Raw genomic sequence first — 16,327 nt, 5'->3', positions numbered from 1 at the left:
TGTAATAGCTCAATGATTCTGTCACCCCTTAATGGCTCAGTGATTCTGTCACCCTGGCACCATGACCAAGGGGAGAGTCACAATGAGCCGGAGGGAGCAACAACGAGCACGTGTCCTGGTGCAGGTCATCGAGGGCCGCGTCATCGTGAGTGAGGCGGCACGCCTGCTGGGCTTGTCGCCCCGCCACATCAAACGCTTGGTGGCAAGAGTCCGACGAGACGGCCCCGCGGCGCTCGCCCACGGCAACCGCGGGCACTCGTCCCCTCGCCGATTGCCCGACACCGTCCGCAGCCGGGTCTTGCTGCTGGCCCGCTCGCGCTACGCCGGCGTCAACGACCACCACCTCACCGACTTGCTCCGCGAGCACGAGGGCCTGCGCGTGTCGCGGCCCACCGTGCAACGTCTCCTCCGCAATGCCGGCATCGGCAGCCCGCGCACCCGCCGGGCGCCGCGGCATCGACGCCGCCGGGAACGCATGCCGCAGGCCGGGCTGCTTGTCCAAATGGACGGCAGCCACCATCCCTGGCTCGAGGAGCGCGGGCCGCGCCTCGTTCTGCTCGCCGCGGTCGACGATGCCACCGGCGAGTTGCTCGCCGGGATCTTTCGTCCCGTAGAAGATGCCCACGGCTACTTCCTCCTACTCCGCCAGCTCATCCGCCGCTACGGCCTGCCAGCCGCCGCGTACACCGATCGGCACGGCATCTTTCATCGCGATCCTCGCGCCCGGCAAGGCTTGGCCGAGCAACTCGAGGGCGAGATCGCCTCCACGCAAATCGGCCGCGCCCTCCAGGAACTCGGCATCCGCTGGATCCCGGCTTCCTCGCCCCAGGGCAAAGGTCGCGTGGAGCGGCTCTTTGGCACGCTGCAAGATCGCCTCGTCGTCGAATTGCGGCTCGCCCAGGCCTCGACCCTCGCCGAGGCTCAGCGCGTCTTTGAGCGCTTCCGACCGCGCTACAACGCTCACTTCACCCACGCCCCGGCGCACCCTGAGCCGGCGTGGCGGCCCGCCCCGCCCAACCTCGCGCGCATCTGCTGCTTCAAGCATCGCCGCACCGTCGCCCCCGATAATACGCTTCAGCTCGGCGACCGGGCCCTGCAGATCCACCCCGGCCGCGGCGGCCGCAGCTATGCCGGCGCGCGGGTCGACGTCTACGCGCACCTCGATGGCACGCTGGCCGTCTATTACCGCGGCCAGCGACTGCGCGTCACGCGCCTGCCGCGCGCGCACGGACGCGTCTGGCATTTTCAGCCGCGCCCCTCGGTACCCGTACCTGCTTCCTCCGATCCCGTGCCGCGGTCCAAAACCCATACGCCGGCGCCTGATCATCCCTGGCACCGCAGCGTGACCGGCTTCAGGACAAAACGCTTCAAGAACCAGCCCAGTGACATTTTCACGGAGCCATTAGGGTGACAGGATCACTGATCTACGACACGCGCGCGGGCGTGTGCGCACGCGTGCGCATCCGACGGAGGTGCCGCGCGGCGCGTCGAATGGCCTTCGCGATGGTCGTCCTTTCTACCGAAGAGGGCCGCGACGCGGCGCGGGCGTTCGGACGGCGGATCGTGCTCATCGCCGTGGCGATGTGCGCCGCACTCGTGCCGCTGCTGCCGATGAACGAGATGAAAGTCCACGGCACGTTCGCCGCGGGACTCGTTCTGCTCGCTGGCGTCTGCGCGTCGTTGTGGTGGGGGGAGAGACTCCGGTCGACCGTACTCGACGCGCCGGTGCTCACGTTCTTCGGCGCCGCCATCGCCTCGACGATCTTCGGCGTGAATCCGCGGGTCAGCCTCATCCCCAGCCCGGGGCGCGGCGAAGGCTTGCTTGATTACGTCGTCTTCCTTCCCATGGCACTCGCCGCGGCGCGGCTGTCGCGCACGGAGGCGCGGGAGATCCTGTCGGCGCTGCTCGGCGCCGGCGCGCTCATCGGCGCGATCGGGGTCGGGCAGTACTACGGAGTAGACGTGACGCCGTTGATCGGCAGCCGCGGGTTCGACTACGGCCTCCACAGCTGGAGCACACTGTCGAATCCCGACTTTCTGGGCGGCTACGCGGCGCTGGTGCTGCCGGTCGGCCTCGCGATGGCCGCCGGGGCGCGGGAACCCGGACAGTGGTGGGGCTATGCATCGGCCTCCACCCTGCTCTACGCGGCTCTTCTCGCGTCGCAGACGCGCTCCGCATGGGCGGCGATGGCGGTCGCGGCGGTCGTCCTCTTGTGGCATCTGCCGCGGACCGCGGCCGCGTACCGGCGCCTGGCGCTCCTGGGTCTCGTGTTCGCCGCGGTCACGACGGTCATGGCGGTCACGCAGCCGCGGGTTTCGTTGGGCATCCGCGCGACGTCGGCGTTCAACCCCAACGACAGCTCGATGCAGGGGAAGTTGTGGATCTGGGAACACAGCCTCGTCATGATCCGCGAACGGCCGGTGTTGGGCTGGGGGTTCTCCGCGGTGGAGGGACACCTTCCGGGGATCGGCACCCCGGACTATGTTCGAGTCTTCGGACAAAGTCCCGTGGTCATCGACGTCGCGCACAACGATCTGCTGCAGGTCGCCGTCAACATGGGCCTCCTCGGGCTGGCGGCGTACTTATGGATTTGGCTGACCGCGGTACGGGCGGCCCACGGCGCGGCCCGTGGCTTCCCGTTTCCGGTTGGGTTCGAGACGGTGGGGATCCTCGCGGGGCTCACTGCATACTTCGTGTGGCTCCAGTTCCTCTGGAGCCACATCGGCGACACAAATGTATTCTGGGTCGTTGCCGGAATCGCGGTGAGCCTGCGCCGGGCGGCCCGGGACCCCGGCGCCGGACGACGCTCCACGACCTAGTCGGCCTAAGGGGTTGCGGAGCGCTGCCCCGATGTCAGTGCCAGATCGATCGCGGTCCCGCCGCGATCAAGACGAACCACCTCGTGCTGCACGTCGATCGCGACGACCTTGGTCCCCGGGGTAACCGTGTCGCCGGGCCCGACGATGTATGAGTTCGGACCGTCCTCAAGAATGGCAAACGCCGTGTCCCCCCAAAGAAACCCGACGACGCGGTACGGGGGGACCGGTGGCGCAGCGGGCGCGGCCCCCTGCGCCGGGCCTGCGGGGCCGTTCGGCGCAAGCGGCGGCACCGGCGGCATCGGCCCGCCGCCGGCCGGCGACGGTCCCGATCCCTGCGGAGCAACGAGCGGCGCAAACGGGTTGGCGCGCCCCTCTCCCGCCCCCTCGGGCGGCGCGGCGGTCTGACCCGATCCGGTGCGGCCGGTTGTGGTTCCCCCGGACACCGCCGCTCCGCTTGGCGACGTCGGCGTGACGGGCGCGGCCGAGCCGGTCTGTCCCGCGGGGCCGGTCGGTGTGACCGGGCTCGCTCCGGGAGGTTTGGCCGGGAGCGTCGCGATCGGCGGCGCCTGCGCCGCCGGCTGCTGCGCCTGCTGAGATTGATAGATCGTCCATCCACCCAAGCCCGCCGCCGCGACGACGACCGCGATGGCCGCCACCGGATAGCGCCGGATGAGATCCCGAATCGCGCCCATCAGAACATCCTCGAGGTGTACCAGCTGATGATCGCGTTGGACCCGAAGACCGCGATCATCGCGCCGGCGGCCATCGCCGGCCCGAACGGAATCATGTCCTTGCGGCTTCGCAGACGGAGCGCGAGCAGCAGCAGCCCCGCCGCCGCGCCCAGCGCGACGGCGAGGAACAACGCGACGATCACCGCCGGCGTGCCGAGGAACGCGCCGATCATTGCCGCGAGCTTGATGTCGCCCCCGCCCATCCCGCCGCGGCTGACGACGCCCAGGATGAGGAACACGAGCCCGGCGGCCGCCGCCGCGATCACCGACGCCGCCAGTTGGCCGGCCACCGCGCTGAGCGCGATGCCGGCTACGATGCCCGGATAGGTCACGGCGTTGGGAATGATCTGATGCTCGAGATCCGTGAAGAAGACGACAAGCAGCGCAAACCCGAACACGCCGTATCGCAGCGTGGTGAACGAAAGGCCGAACCGCCAGACGATCGCGGCGATCAGGCCCGCGGTGACGACTTCCACGACGACGTAGCGCGGCGAGATCGGAGCGCCGCAGGCGCGGCACCGGCCGCGGAGGAGCAGATAGCTGACGACCGGGATGTTATCCCACGGGCGGATCGGGACGCCGCAGGCGGGGCACCGGGAGCCCGGGGCGACGATCGACTCGCGGCGCGGAAGCCTGTGGATCAGAACGTTGGCGAAGCTGCCGAAGAGCAAGCCGAACACGAAGGCGGCGGTGGTTTCAACCGCGGGCGGAACCGTGTCCATAGATGTAGCTAATTCGCGCGCCGGCGGCCGTCCCCTGTCGCGCGGGCTGCCGCCGGCCGACGGCAGCCCGGACCCCCGCGGACATAGTCTAACGCCCCCTGATCTGGGGCATGTTGGGCCATGAACGCCGAATATCGCGTCATCGGGGGGACTGGACGTATGCGACAGCGGATTCTGCTCGTTCTGGTTGTCCTCGTGGCCATCATCCCGCTCGCGGCGGGCCATCCGTGGCGTCCGGCCGTCGGGGCGGCATCGGTGGTCCCGGGCGTGGCGCTCGCGGATATCTCGCTCGGCGCGCCGATTGGAGAGATACTGACCCGGTTCGGCACGCCGTCCGTCGTACGGCTGACCGGCGGCAACGGACTGCTGGGCTACGGGTTCGATCGCTACGGCATCACGGTCTACGCGCACGGCGACATCGTCCAGGCCGTCGCTACGACCAACAGCGTGCTCGGCGGGGTCGATGGGATCGCGCTCGGTACTCCGCTGAGCGAGGTCGTTCGCATCCTCGGCGACGTCTACTCGCGCGGCACCGTCGAGGGGTACCCGGGCATCGTCTACGGCAGTGCCGGCGTTGCGTTTGGCATCGATCACGACGCGGTGGCCTCGATTCTGGTCTTCAAGGCGGCGAGCGCCGCACCCCTCCAACCCGCGTCTCCAACCTCGTCCGATGGTCCGATCACGTCGCAGGGCGGCGCCGCGTCGCCCGTCGTCGCGGACGCGACGGCCGTTGATCCGGGCAGCCTTCCCGATGTCAGCCGTATGAAGGCGTATTCGGCCGAGACGCGCTTTCTCTCGCTCGCGGGCTACCTCCGCTACCTCGTGCACGACACGTCGAAGACGTGGATCACCAGCGAGGACACCGATCGGTTGATGCGGCAGGCCAGCCGTTCCGCAACCCCGTAGCCTGACCGCCGCCGGGCCCCGAAGACGAGAGTTCGAAAAAGGAGCCGGCCCCCCGCGGGGGCCGGCTCCGCGGCTGCGCCGGGCTTATGCGCCGAGACTATCGTAGACCCACAGCACCGCCCACACGTACCATTGGGTTTCCGCGTACGGCGGAATGCCGCCCCACCGCCGCACCGCACCGCTGCCGGCGTTGTACGCCGCGAGTGTAAGCGGCCAGCTGCGGAGTTCCCCGTAGTCGGCCCGCAGAAGCCGGGCGGCGCCCAGGACGTTCTGCCAGGGGTCGCGCGGGTCCACCCCGAGGCCGGCCGCCGTCTCCGGCATCAGTTGTCCGAGGCCCTCGGCCCCGGCCGGGGAGATCGACTGGTGCTCGAACCGGCTCTCAATGTAGAGCACGGACGCCAAGATCCGCTCGTCAACGCCCTCATCGCGCGCCGCGGTCCGGATGGCGTTCGCCACCCATAGCGCCTGTGCCCAGGACAGCCGCGGGTTCGAGGCGCGGACGAACTGCGCTAGCCCCTCGAGCGTGCCGATGCGCCAGCGCGGCCGTTCCGTGTCGATGCCCAGCCGCGAAAGCCACGCCTCCGCGTAACCGGCCTCGGCCATGGTCGGGTGCCGCAGCAGCGCCGTTTGAAACCATCGCCGGGCGCCCGCGCGATCGCGGCGCACCACCAGCACTGCGCCGAGCCAGACGGCGGGGGTCGCGGACTCGGGCGAAACGGCCGCGGCGCGTGTGAAGGCGCTCTCGGCGCCGGCCATGTCCCCGGCCTGGTAGGCGCGCCATCCGGCCGTCAGCAGACCGTGCGGATCCGCGGCGGCCGCCGGCAGCGCGCCGGCGGCAATCAGGACCGCCAGCAGCGCGCCGGCAACGCTGCTCGCCACGCGTCTCCCCTGGAACATCTCCTGCTCCGACTGTGCCTGCCGCCCGCTACGGCTGCTGCACCGGCACCGGCTGCCCCGTCGCCACGATGCGCGGCGTGAGGACGATCACGACCTCCGACTCTGAATGGTTGACCGTCGCGAACTGGAACAGCGACCCGAGAAACGGCAGGTCGCCGAGGAACGGGATCTTCTGTAGATTGCGGACGTCGGAGTACCGCATCAGGCCGCCGAGGACGACGGAATCCCCGTCCCCGACGCGCAGGCTGGTCACGGCTTCGCGGGCCGCGATGATCGGCAGGCCGTTCGGGTTGGTCGTCGTCGCCGACGTAAAGCTCGTCGCGGTCGTCACGAGCGGGTGCACCAGCACGTTGATCGTCCGGTCGGAGTTGATCTTCGGCACGATCTTCAGCGTCACACCGATCGGCTGAAACGTCACCGTTTGACTGGTCACGGGCGGATTGCCCGAGGTCGTCGTGTTCACGATCGGGATCTGATCGCCCGCGAAGATCAAAGCCTCCTGCCCGTCGTACGTCGAAAGGCGCGGGTCGCTCAACACTTTCGCGTTGCCGTTCGTAATCGCCGCCTGCAGCTTCGCGGTGAGCGCGTCCCGTGTAATCGGACCGATCCCGAATTGACCCGCGCCCGGCACCGCTTCGGTCAGGTTGAAGCCGTTGAAGATCGACCACGTAATGCCCAGGTTCTTGATCATGGTGGCGGTCACATCGACCACCAGCGCCTGTACGACGACCTGCGGGATCGGCACGTCGAGCTGGCGCAGCAGCGCAACGACCGCCTCCTGCTGCGGCGGCGTTCCGGTCGCGACGAGCGAATTCGTCCGGTCGTCATACACGATCTGCGCGCCGGTCCCGGCGAACAGCGCGATCAAGGAGACGACGTCCTTCTTGACCGGTCCGGCGCCGCCGGTGAGCGTGCCGCCGCCGCCGTTCCCGCCCACCAGCGCCTCCTGCGCGTCGATCGGCGGCTGCAGATACTGCAGGCGGTAGACGCGCATCACGGGACCGGGCGGAGGCGGCGTGAGCCGCGCAATCGGCTGCACGATCAACGTCTCCCCGACCCGCCGGTACCCGAGGCCGTTGGCGTCGAGCACGAAGCGCAGCGCCTCTTCACACGTCACGCCGACGAGATGCACGGTCACCCGGGCGCCGCTCACCGAGGCGTCCGTGACCACGTTGAGGCCGCACAACCGCGCGAGCGCGTCGAGGACATCACCGAGCTGCGCGTCGCGCAGGTCCAGGGTCAAGAGCCGGCCGGTACCGCTCGACTGCTGCGCGACGACGATCCCCGGCACGCCGGCGGGGGGTCCAGCCCTCACGCTGTCGGCGCTCGGACCGCCGCCTCCGGATGCCTGCGCTCCCGGCGCCGGGGAGACACCCGCGTCAACACGGGCGCCCCAGGGCCGTTCCGGCGCGGGCGCGGCGGAACCGGCATCGGTCGTGGCCCCGGACCGCGTTCCGGTGGACGCCGCCGCACCACCGCTCCAGGGGCTCACGGCCGGGCCGTGGGCCTCGGGCACGGCGAGACGTACGACGACGACCTCGGCCGACGGGTGGCGCACCGACCACTGCACCGCCTGCGACAAGTCGAGCACGACCCGGGTGACCGGCGGCGTGTCGGTCACCTGTCCCACCCGCACGGTTTGAAGCGCGCCCACGCCGACCCGCTGCGTCGGCCGGCCGCTGCCGTTCTTGGCCGCGGGCAGATCGATCACATACCGAACGGGATCGTCGAGCACCATCGTGCGGTAGCCCACCGGCCCCGTCGCCTCGATCCCGATCTCCACCGCGCCCGCTTCTTCCACAACATTCACGCGCTGCACGGTGACCGGCGCCGCGGCCTGAGCAAACGCCCCGGCCGGTAGGGCGGCGCACATCAGCGCCAGAACGACTCCCCCCACCACGGCGCGAGGCAACAGCCTCGATCCGAAGGCCCCGCGTGCCTGACTCATCGACTCGTCCCCCCCTCAAGCCGAAGCTGCCACGATTGATCCTTCGAGGTGAGCGTGACGGTTTGATTCTGGGCGTCGATCGCCACCACCCGGACGCCCGGTGTCACGGTGTCTCCCGGTTCCACAATATACGAACCCGCGCCGTCGTTGAGGATGGCGACCGCGGACGGACCCAGCACAATGCCGGTAAGCTGAAACTGCCCATGCGTGCCCGGCGTGCCGGGAAGGCCCGGCAGGGCCGAGCCCGCTCCGGTGGACGCGGACGGCCCGAACGAGCCCGGCGCGAGCGGCGGCACCGGAGGCAGCGGCGGGTTGATGCTCGCCGGGCTGCCGCCACCTGGGGTGGCCAGCGGCGCGAATGGGTCGGCGCGGCCCGTACTCGGCGGCGCGCCCGATGCCACCGGTGCCGTCGACGGCGCGGCAGGCGCGCGGACGCCCGGAGCGACGGCGGTCGTCGAGCCTGCCGCCGGGGAACCGGTCGACGCGCCTGACGACGGTGCGCCCGGCGCGGCCGGCGCCGCCGCACCGGAAAGGTGCGCGGCGGGCGCGGGAGGTGCTGCCGGCTGCACCACGGATCTCGGCGCCGCGGGGGCGCCTGCCCCCAGCATGGCGTAGATCCGCCAGCCCGCCAACGCGGCCGCGGCAACCGCGACGATCACGGCCGCGGCCCGGTGTTTGCCGATGAACTCCCGAAGGCGCGCCACGTTAGTGCGTTCCCCCCGTCTGCGTGGACGGCGTTCCAAGAGTATACATCTCCGCCCGAATCGTCACATTGAGTTTCGGAAGCGTCTGCGGCGAGAGCGACACCGAGTCGACGATGATGAGCCTCGGAAAGTTCCGCAGCTGCTTCAGGTAGTCGACGGTCTGTGCGAACGTGCCGCTCAGCAGCAGATCAACCGGCATGGACGAGTAGGCCAGCGTCCGCGCGGGCTTCTGTCGCGATCCGGCGGCCGGCGTCTGGCCGGCCGGCGTCTGGCTGGCCGGCGTCTGGCTGGCCGGCGTCTGGCCCTGCGCCCCCGCGGGCGCGGCGTTCACGGCCGTCAACGTGCCGGGATGGATGCTGGCCAGCGTCACGCCGACCTGTTTCGTGAACTGTTCCATCGCCGTCAGCAGCGCCGGAATCTCCTTGCGCGGCGGCAGCTTCTGTTCCATCGTCGCGATGTAGGCACGCAGCCGCTCGTATTCCTGCCGCGCGTGTTCCGCGCGCGCGACGATCTGCTGGTCTTTGGTGAGTTCCGCGGCGGCGCTGTCGCGCGCCGCGACCAGCGTGTCGTGTTCGGCCTGCGCCGGGTCGTGGATGAAAAACTTGAAAATGATCCCGCCGAGCAGGACGATCGCGACCATGAGCATAAGGCGTTCGCGGCGATTCATCGGGAGGGCTCCGGGGCGGCCGGCTTCTGCGGCGCCCCCGCCGGCTGCGCCGCGGCAGGCAGCGGCAGCGGCAGCGGCCGCATGGCGAGGGACAAGCCGAACTGCACCACCGAGCTCGCGCCGACAGTGGAGCGCTGGGCCGCCGAAAGGTCAACGTCGCTGTAGTACGGCGATGCGCCGAGGGCCGTCATGAAGTGCGCCACCGACGTGTACGACATCGCCGACCCCGACAGGGTCAACGCCAGCCCGCCGGGCGTATTGCCGACGGCGGCGCTCCCCAGCCAGGCGTCGCGCGGCGTCCGCTCGGCGAGATCGACCAGCATCTCCGACCATGGGACCTCCCGCGCTTCAAGCGATTGGAGGAGGTTCTCCCGCGCTTTGAGCTCGTCGATCTTGGCTTCCAGGGCCAGCACCTCGGCCACCTGGCGGCGGACGACCACGAGCTTTTGGTTGATCGCCGCGGTCTCCGCCGCGACCTGGCGGTTCCGCCAGGTTTCCCACGCGTAGGACGCGGCGAGCGCGCCGATCACGAGGATGGCCACGATGACAACGCCCGACTCCGGGATCAGCCGGCGCCGCCGGCGCTGTGGAAGAAGGTTGATCCGGATCACGGCTCGTCTACCCCCCGCCGCGCGAGACCGGCCGCCACGGCGTACGCCGGGCCCGCGTCGGCCGCCCCCGTCTGCGGGAACCCGCCGAGCGCCGGAAACGGATCGCCGAGCTCGACGGGCATGTCCAGCGCCGAGGTCAATGACGCGGTGATCCCGGGCAGCGCCGCCCCGCCGCCGGTGACCACGACACGATCCGGCACGGCCGCGCGGTAGCGTCCGCCGTAGTACTCGAGCGACCGGCGGATCTCGGTCACGAGCGAGGAGAGGCTGTCGTCGATCGCCTCCCGCAGGCCCGGCACGTCGTCGCCCGCGCTCACCGCGGCGAGACGCGCCTGCAGCACCTCCGGCGCCTCACCGGTCGCCCCGAGCCGGGAGGCGGCCGCCTCCAGCAGCTGCGCCGTGCCGAAGGCCACGGTGCGGATGACCCGCGGTACTTCCCCCTCCGCGACGAGAATCATCGTCACGCTCGAGCCGAGATGGATGCAGGCGGTCACGTGCTCGGACGCCGCGCGGGGTGACACCGCGCGGACCACCGCGAGCGGCTCGACCTCGAGGACGACCGGCTCGAGCCCCGCGGCCTGGAGCGCCGCCGCGTGCTGGCGCAGCACGTCCGTACGTGCGGCCACGACGAGCACGTCCACCTTGCCGCTCTCGCCCTCGCGGTTTTCGCCCACGACGACCGTGTCGAAGGTCACCTCGGCGATCGGATACGGTAGATACCGCTCCACCTCGAAGCGCGCGGCCTGGCGGATCTCGTCCCGCGACACCTGCGGCATGCGGACCTCGCGCATCAGGGCGACCTGGCCGTTCACCGCGGCGACCGCGCGGCGGGTCTTGATCCCCGCGCCCTGGACGAGATCGCGCAGCGCGCGGCCCACCGCCGCGACGTCGGCGATCCGGCCCTCTTCGATCGCGCCGGGCGGCGTGGGCGCGGACGCCGCCGCCCGCACCACCGTTCCGCCGCCGTCGGCCCGCCCGTCGCCCGACAGCTCGACGACCTTGATCGCCGCGCTGCCGATGTCGACCCCAACCGCCCCGTTGTGCCGTGCCATTGTATCACGTCCCCTTTGAGTCGCAGATCACGGCTCTCCGAGCGGCCGGTCCTGCCACGTCAGTACGTTAAAGGTAAAGAACTGCGGGTTCAGCACGATCTGCGAGCTCGAGCCGCCGCAAAAATTGACGGTGCCGAGATCGTCGACCTGGTTCACCTGCGTGCCGGTCGAGGGATCGTTGGACGAGAAAATGCCGCCCTGGAGCAGGACGGTGCCGTGCGTGTACACGTTCCCCGGCGTGTAGATGATCCCGGTGAACACGGTGTTGGCGGCGATGTCGATGTCGCCGGTCGCGAAGATGACGCCCCAGTTGTAGTTGTTGAAGTTCGTGTTGGAGCAGTTGAGCGTGCTGCTGCCGTTGAGCGAGCCGTTGATGTGGACGATCCCGGACCCGGCGTTGTCGATCACCAGGCTTTGGGGGCTGCTCTTGGTCCCGCTGAACGTCACGGTCGTCTGGTCGATCGTCGAGATCGGCGACGAGCAGGAAATGCCGTCGCCGGTGTTCACTTGATCGAAGACGTTGGTCCCCGGGTTCACGTTCTGCTGGCACGCGAGGCCCGGCACGTTTTCGGCCGGCAGCAGCGGGACGTACCGGATGCCGTTCTGATAGCCGGCGTTCGCGCACGGCGCCGTGCAGGAGGGCGACTGGAAGAACGTCTGCGCCGAGCCGCGCGTCAGATCGTCCTGCACGAGCCCCCAATCCAGGTACCGCATCGTCGAACTCGTCTGGCCGTAATAGTGGCCCCCGGGGCCGCACGATCCGCCCGACGGCACGGCGACCGCGCCGGCGGTCACACAGACCGGCTGCGACAGCACGGCGAGGAACACCCTGCTGTTGGCGCCGGAGAAGCTCCAGTACGACGGTGTGTAGGAGACCGGAGTGTACGTGACGCCGATGTTGCTCTGCGTCGCCTGCACGATCGTCACGCCGAGGGCGCCGCAGCCCGTGTGGCACTGATTTATGAGCGCAGTGAAATCGGCGCTGGTCATCCCGAGCGGCGTCATCGGGTGCCAGTTGACGGGCACGGCGTTGCCGTTCGTGTCTGTCTTGCGCGGGCACGGCGTGGGCGCGACCTCGCTCGCGGAGTTGCTCGCGCATTCGTACGTGAAGGGCCCGTGCTCGTTGGCGCCGTTGCCCGCGTCGATCGTCGTGCCGGACAGCACCTGCGGACTGGTGAGGTTCGTGGCGGTGGCGCCCGCGCCCGGCTGCGGCGATTTGGAACCGTAGTCGGCGAACACCGTCGAGGTATCGGCGTAGGTGTCGCCGGTGATGGGCGAGGCGTCGCCCTGGAACGTCACCTGCGGGCCGATGATCGTGTTGCCGAATCCTGTCTTGTACACCGCCTGCATGTAGATGCGCACCCCCCGCGGCGCGCCGTTGACGGACGCGAGCGAGAGGATCGGAAAGATGGCGGCATCGCTGGAGAGCCGCGCCTGATACGCGACCGTGTTCGCGTTGGGCGTCGAGGTGCTGCCCGAACACGCGGCGCCCGACGTGAGGCTGTTGACGAAGCACGTGCTCCCCGGCGCCGCCCCGAACATGTTCAGCCGCTTGATGGCCTCCTGGACGCCGGCCTCCGCGACGCCGAGCGAGAGCGCGCTGTTGCGGCTGTACGCCGCGAAGCCAAGCTCGTTCCGGTTGATCATCTGAAAACCGAAGAGGAAGAACCCCATAATGGTCAGCATGATGAGGGCGGTCACGAGCGCCGTGCCCCGCTCGCCCGCTGCCGGCCGCGGTGCCGCCACGATCCCCCGCCGCGCCGTGTGCATCACTGATTCCGCAGCGTCACGTCGTCGGTCACGATGGTCTGCGACGACACGTTCTGGCCGGTCTGGGTCTGCGACGCCGTTACCTGCACCGTGAACTCGCGGGTCGACGTGGTGGGACAGGCGCCGCCGGGGTTGAAGGCGAGTGCCGTGACGTTGCCTGCCACGTTCGCGAGCGCCAGGGTATTGTTTTTGATGTCGTACGAGGCGCGGATGAGGTACGGACCGGCGGTGTCGGGCGTCGCCCCATCGGCCGAGGCCGCGAGATAATAGGAGACGTACCAGCCGTCGTACGGAAGGACGCCCGAGGCGTTGGCATCCGGCGCAAAGATCGTCGAGCCGTCGGCCAGCGAGACCGACGCCAGGTGCGGCAGGGCCATGCTGATCTGCGGGGTGGTGCAGCCGGTGCTGAACGTGACGGACGTCGCGCCCACCGTCTCCGTCACCCCGGTGATGAGCCGCCGCGCCTGCCGCAGGTCCCGCGTCAGGCGGTCGACCGAGATGCGGGCGCCCTGCTGCACCTGCGAGGCGGCGTCGCCCTTCCAGTAGGTCTTGAGCCCCGCGAACAGCAGCGAGAACATGGCGCTCGAGGTCACCGACACGATGGCAACCACGACCATCAGCTCGATCAGCGTCATGCCGCCGTCGCCGGACGGCCTCATGCGCGGGATGCGACGGTTCGTCCCCATGCGGTTCACGGCGTCACGAAGCTGCTGAGGGTGACGCAGCCGAGTCCCACCGCCGAGGAGACCCCCGAGGTCACGCACCCCTTCGTGGATCCGCTCGTGGTGAAGGCCGTCTGCCCGCGCACGAGCCAGTGCGTCGCGACGGACACATGGTACACGTAGGCGCCGGTTGGGGTCACGTACGGGCTCGCCGGCTTGGCGAAGGCGCTGCTGGCGGGGACCCACGCCCAGTACTGGATCTGCACGTCCCGGGTGAAATACGCGGCGGCCTGGGTCGTCGCGGCCCCGTTCTGGTCGAAGTAGCCGCTGGCCAGGGTCCCGTAGTCGCCGGCGAGCGACGACAGGGCCGACGCCGTCATGTTCCGGTAGATCTCCATCTGCTGCTGCGCGAGATTCCCGCCGCGCGTCTGGTCTTTCCCGTAGAGCGACATCGCCATCAGGCGGGGAAACGAGTCGGCCGCGGCGAGCAGGCCGACCATCATCAGGACGATGGCGATCATGACCTCGATCAGCGTAAAGCCGCGCTCGTCCCGCGGGATCGGACGAATCGCGGACAAACCTCTCATAAACCGCATACGCGTACGCATGGTCGCAGTGAGGGTTATGCCGTGCGGCGGCGCGTTTTAGACGCCGGTCGGGCCGCTCCGGAGCCGTCCGCCCCAGACGACGCGCGGGCGGAGCGCCGCGATCGCGCCGACGAGCACCCAAAACAGGGGCGCGACGCTCACGTAGCTGAAGGACAGCTGCAGCTGGGCAAAGTACGCGGCGAAACCGCCGGCGAGTCCCGGTCCGATCACAGCGGGATCGACCAGAGGCGATCGCCGGTCGTCTCCGCGCCGGAGTCCATGGTCGCCGTGCGCGCGCGCCCGCGCCGTCTTCCACGCCGTGTAGAACAGCATGTACCAGAACCACAGATATGCCGCCAGACCCACCAGGCCGGCCGAGATCGCCTGCTGGAGCACATCGTTGTGGGGCCGGTCCACCACGATGTGCTGCATCGCGGCCTCCGGGAACACGCGCACAAATGCGGGCGTGCCGTAGGCGGGGTAGATCTGCGAGAGAGTGTCGGGACCCCACCCAAACACCGGACGCGCCGCAACCAGCGGCGCGGCGGTCCTCCAGATAAACACGCGCGATGCGGCGCTGCCCGCGTCGGACACGTGGCCGAGCGCGGCGTGGGATCCGGTCAGCAGCACGGCGGGTGTCACGGCGGCGCACACGACGGCGAGCACCACCAGCGGCCGCGCGGCGGCGCGGACCGCGGCCTTCCCCGAGGTGACCCCCCAGACGGCGAGCCCGACCGCCAGCGCGCCCCAGCCGGCGCGGGCTTCGGTCGCGATAAGCGCCGCGTACAGCGCGGCGGCGAGCGCGCCGTAGGCCACCTGCCGGCCCCGGCGGCTCTCCGCGTACACGCCGACGATCAACGGGAGCAGCAGCACCGCGTACGCTCCGAGCGCGAGGGGGCTCCCGGTCGTCCCCGAGGCGCGAATCCAGGCGCGCCGCATCAGGTCCGCCGGCACCGGCGAGATGCCCACGTGCTGGAGGAGGGCGATCGCGCTCATGACACCGGCGGCGGCGAGGATCAGTCCAAGGATCGCGCGGAGGCGGCGCGGGTTCCGCAGTGTGCTGGCCGAGACCGCGGCGAGCGCGCCGTACGCGAGCCACGTGAGCAGCCCCTCGTACCGGTAATCGTCGCCGACGAAGCTGAGCAGCGGGTTGACCGACAGTGCCGTGGCCAGAGTCAGCGCGCCGAGCCACGCCCCAAGCGCGGCGCCGATCGGCGCGCCGAGATCGCGCAGCCACGCTCCGCCGTTCGTCCGCAGCAACGACAGCGCGCCGGCCGCGACGGCGGCATAGAGCAGGCAGACCTTCGGCCAGTAGTAGGCGTCGTACCAAGCGGGCACAACGAGGAACGGCAGCACCACGGCGGCCGTGCCCACCGCGAGCATCGCCGGAAGCGCGCCGGTCTCAACCCGGATGCCGCTCACCCGTGGGAGTCCCTACGGCGACGCGGACGCCCCACGCGCGTGGTTGAGGCCCGCTCCGGCGGTACCCTGCTCGGCCGCCGGGCCGACGCCGCCCCACGGATCGGGGTTGGTGCCGGGAGCGAAGGCGAAGATGCAGATCACGTGCCCGTACGACGGCGCCATGCTGTTCGGCGTGGTCCCGCCGGCCGAGAGGAAGTAGTCGGCGCCGTTCGTCTGCGTGACGCCCGTGTCATCCGGCTCCTTGTACGAGCTCACCGGCGTATACACCGGGGTGGTCGAGAGCGTGGCCGCGGTCGGCACCGACGTCGCGCTCATTTCACCCTGCCCGAGCGTCGGTCCCGGATTGTCCGTTTCCCACAGGGCCACGGCGGTCTCGAGGTTGCGCTGGTTGCTGACGCACGTGGCCTTTCGGGCCCGCTCGCGCGCCAGCCCGAATTGCGGCATCAGAATGGCGGCGAGGACGAGGATCACCAGGATGACGATCATCAACTCGATGAGCGTAAAGCCCCGCTCGTCATTGAAGCGCTTGGCACCGTTACGCCTGAACACGTCTTTTACACCCCCGGGCGCAGTCGAGATCAGGTTCTGTTGCCCTCTCCGTCGCCCTTTAAGGTGCCCAGAAGAGCCCGGAAATGTGACTGTCAAACGCCTAGGCGAACGAGTGGCACACGCCGGGGCCCGGCCGTTCGGCCGGGCCCCGGCGCACCACTGAGTTTCCCTTACGGCGAGGCGCTCGCGCCGCGCGCGTGGTTCAACGTCGCCCCGGCGGTGCCGCCGGCTTCGGTCACAGTCTGGCTGCCGGCCCACGGGTCCGACCCCTCGCTAAAC

General features: G+C 70.0%; 16 protein-coding genes. 3 read left to right on the top strand and 13 right to left on the bottom strand.

The annotated features are described in order from the left end of the window. Positions 1 to 61 precede the first annotated feature (61 nt). Positions 62 to 1,411 (top strand): ISNCY family transposase, encoded by a 1,350-nt coding sequence (locus VKT83_12525; GenBank protein HLY23281.1) that lies wholly within the window; start codon positions 62 to 64, stop codon positions 1,409 to 1,411. A gap of 92 nt (positions 1,412 to 1,503) precedes the next feature. Beyond that, the gene (locus VKT83_12520; protein ID HLY23280.1) at positions 1,504 to 2,820 is read left to right on the top strand and encodes an O-antigen ligase family protein; all 1,317 of its coding nucleotides are present in this window, start codon (positions 1,504 to 1,506) and stop codon (positions 2,818 to 2,820) included. A gap of 5 nt (positions 2,821 to 2,825) precedes the next feature. On the opposite strand, the gene VKT83_12515 is transcribed toward VKT83_12520, so the two are convergent. Further along, positions 2,826 to 3,512 (bottom strand): hypothetical protein, encoded by a 687-nt coding sequence (locus VKT83_12515; protein HLY23279.1) that lies wholly within the window; start codon positions 3,510 to 3,512, stop codon positions 2,826 to 2,828. After that, on the bottom strand, positions 3,512 to 4,273 hold the full coding sequence (locus tag VKT83_12510; GenBank protein HLY23278.1) for a prepilin peptidase: 762 nt from the start codon (positions 4,271 to 4,273) through the stop codon (positions 3,512 to 3,514). Before VKT83_12510 ends, VKT83_12515 begins: the two co-directional genes overlap by 1 nt. Before the next feature lie 159 nt (positions 4,274 to 4,432). Here VKT83_12510 and VKT83_12505 point away from each other — a divergent pair, with 159 nt between their 5' ends. Then, the gene (locus VKT83_12505; protein ID HLY23277.1) at positions 4,433 to 5,179 is read left to right on the top strand and encodes a hypothetical protein; all 747 of its coding nucleotides are present in this window, start codon (positions 4,433 to 4,435) and stop codon (positions 5,177 to 5,179) included. 84 nt (positions 5,180 to 5,263) lie between these two features. Here VKT83_12505 and VKT83_12500 read toward each other — a convergent pair whose 3' ends face one another. From VKT83_12500 to VKT83_12450, 11 genes are read right to left on the bottom strand one after another with little or no spacing between them, the layout of a single operon-like run. Further along, positions 5,264 to 6,058 carry a transglycosylase SLT domain-containing protein gene (locus tag VKT83_12500; GenBank protein HLY23276.1) on the bottom strand — a complete coding sequence of 265 codons (795 nt, stop codon included), beginning with the start codon at positions 6,056 to 6,058 and terminating at the stop codon, positions 5,264 to 5,266. Positions 6,059 to 6,104: 46 nt separating this feature from the next. Continuing rightward, positions 6,105 to 8,024: an AMIN domain-containing protein gene (locus VKT83_12495; GenBank protein HLY23275.1), complete on the bottom strand. Its 1,920-nt coding sequence runs from the start codon at positions 8,022 to 8,024 to the stop codon at positions 6,105 to 6,107. After that, on the bottom strand, positions 8,021 to 8,728 hold the full coding sequence (locus VKT83_12490; GenBank protein ID HLY23274.1) for a hypothetical protein: 708 nt from the start codon (positions 8,726 to 8,728) through the stop codon (positions 8,021 to 8,023). Before VKT83_12490 ends, VKT83_12495 begins: the two co-directional genes overlap by 4 nt. 1 nt (position 8,729) lies before the next feature. Continuing rightward, positions 8,730 to 9,395, bottom strand: a complete 666-nt coding sequence (gene pilO / locus VKT83_12485; protein ID HLY23273.1) for a type 4a pilus biogenesis protein PilO — start codon at positions 9,393 to 9,395, stop codon at positions 8,730 to 8,732. Next, on the bottom strand, positions 9,392 to 10,006 hold the full coding sequence (locus VKT83_12480) for a PilN domain-containing protein (GenBank protein ID HLY23272.1): 615 nt from the start codon (positions 10,004 to 10,006) through the stop codon (positions 9,392 to 9,394). The genes pilO and VKT83_12480 overlap by 4 nt, the downstream gene beginning before the upstream one ends. Beyond that, complete coding sequence (pilM, locus tag VKT83_12475) at positions 10,003 to 11,058, bottom strand: type IV pilus assembly protein PilM (GenBank protein ID HLY23271.1); 1,056 nt, start codon at positions 11,056 to 11,058, stop codon at positions 10,003 to 10,005. The genes VKT83_12480 and pilM overlap by 4 nt, the downstream gene beginning before the upstream one ends. A 27-nt stretch (positions 11,059 to 11,085) precedes the next feature. Beyond that, positions 11,086 to 12,804: a hypothetical protein gene (locus tag VKT83_12470; GenBank protein HLY23270.1), complete on the bottom strand. Its 1,719-nt coding sequence runs from the start codon at positions 12,802 to 12,804 to the stop codon at positions 11,086 to 11,088. 23 nt (positions 12,805 to 12,827) lie between these two features. Beyond that, positions 12,828 to 13,463: a prepilin-type N-terminal cleavage/methylation domain-containing protein gene (locus tag VKT83_12465; protein ID HLY23269.1), complete on the bottom strand. Its 636-nt coding sequence runs from the start codon at positions 13,461 to 13,463 to the stop codon at positions 12,828 to 12,830. Between the two features lie 56 nt (positions 13,464 to 13,519). Then, on the bottom strand, positions 13,520 to 14,077 hold the full coding sequence (locus VKT83_12460; protein HLY23268.1) for a prepilin-type N-terminal cleavage/methylation domain-containing protein: 558 nt from the start codon (positions 14,075 to 14,077) through the stop codon (positions 13,520 to 13,522). Between the two features lie 57 nt (positions 14,078 to 14,134). Beyond that, a complete protein-coding gene (locus tag VKT83_12455; GenBank protein HLY23267.1) occupies positions 14,135 to 15,499 on the bottom strand; it encodes an O-antigen ligase family protein in 1,365 nt (454 codons plus the stop codon). Positions 15,500 to 15,511: 12 nt separating this feature from the next. Then, entirely contained in the window at positions 15,512 to 16,048 is a 537-nt protein-coding gene (locus VKT83_12450) for a type II secretion system protein (protein HLY23266.1), read from the bottom strand. Positions 16,049 to 16,327 lie beyond the last annotated feature (279 nt).

It is taken from the genome of bacterium (genome assembly GCA_035308905.1).
In the GTDB taxonomy this organism is placed as follows: domain Bacteria; phylum Sysuimicrobiota; class Sysuimicrobiia; order Sysuimicrobiales; family Segetimicrobiaceae; genus DASSJF01.
Note: the sequence above shows the minus strand (reverse complement) of the source record. Positions and strands in the feature narration are given on the sequence as shown.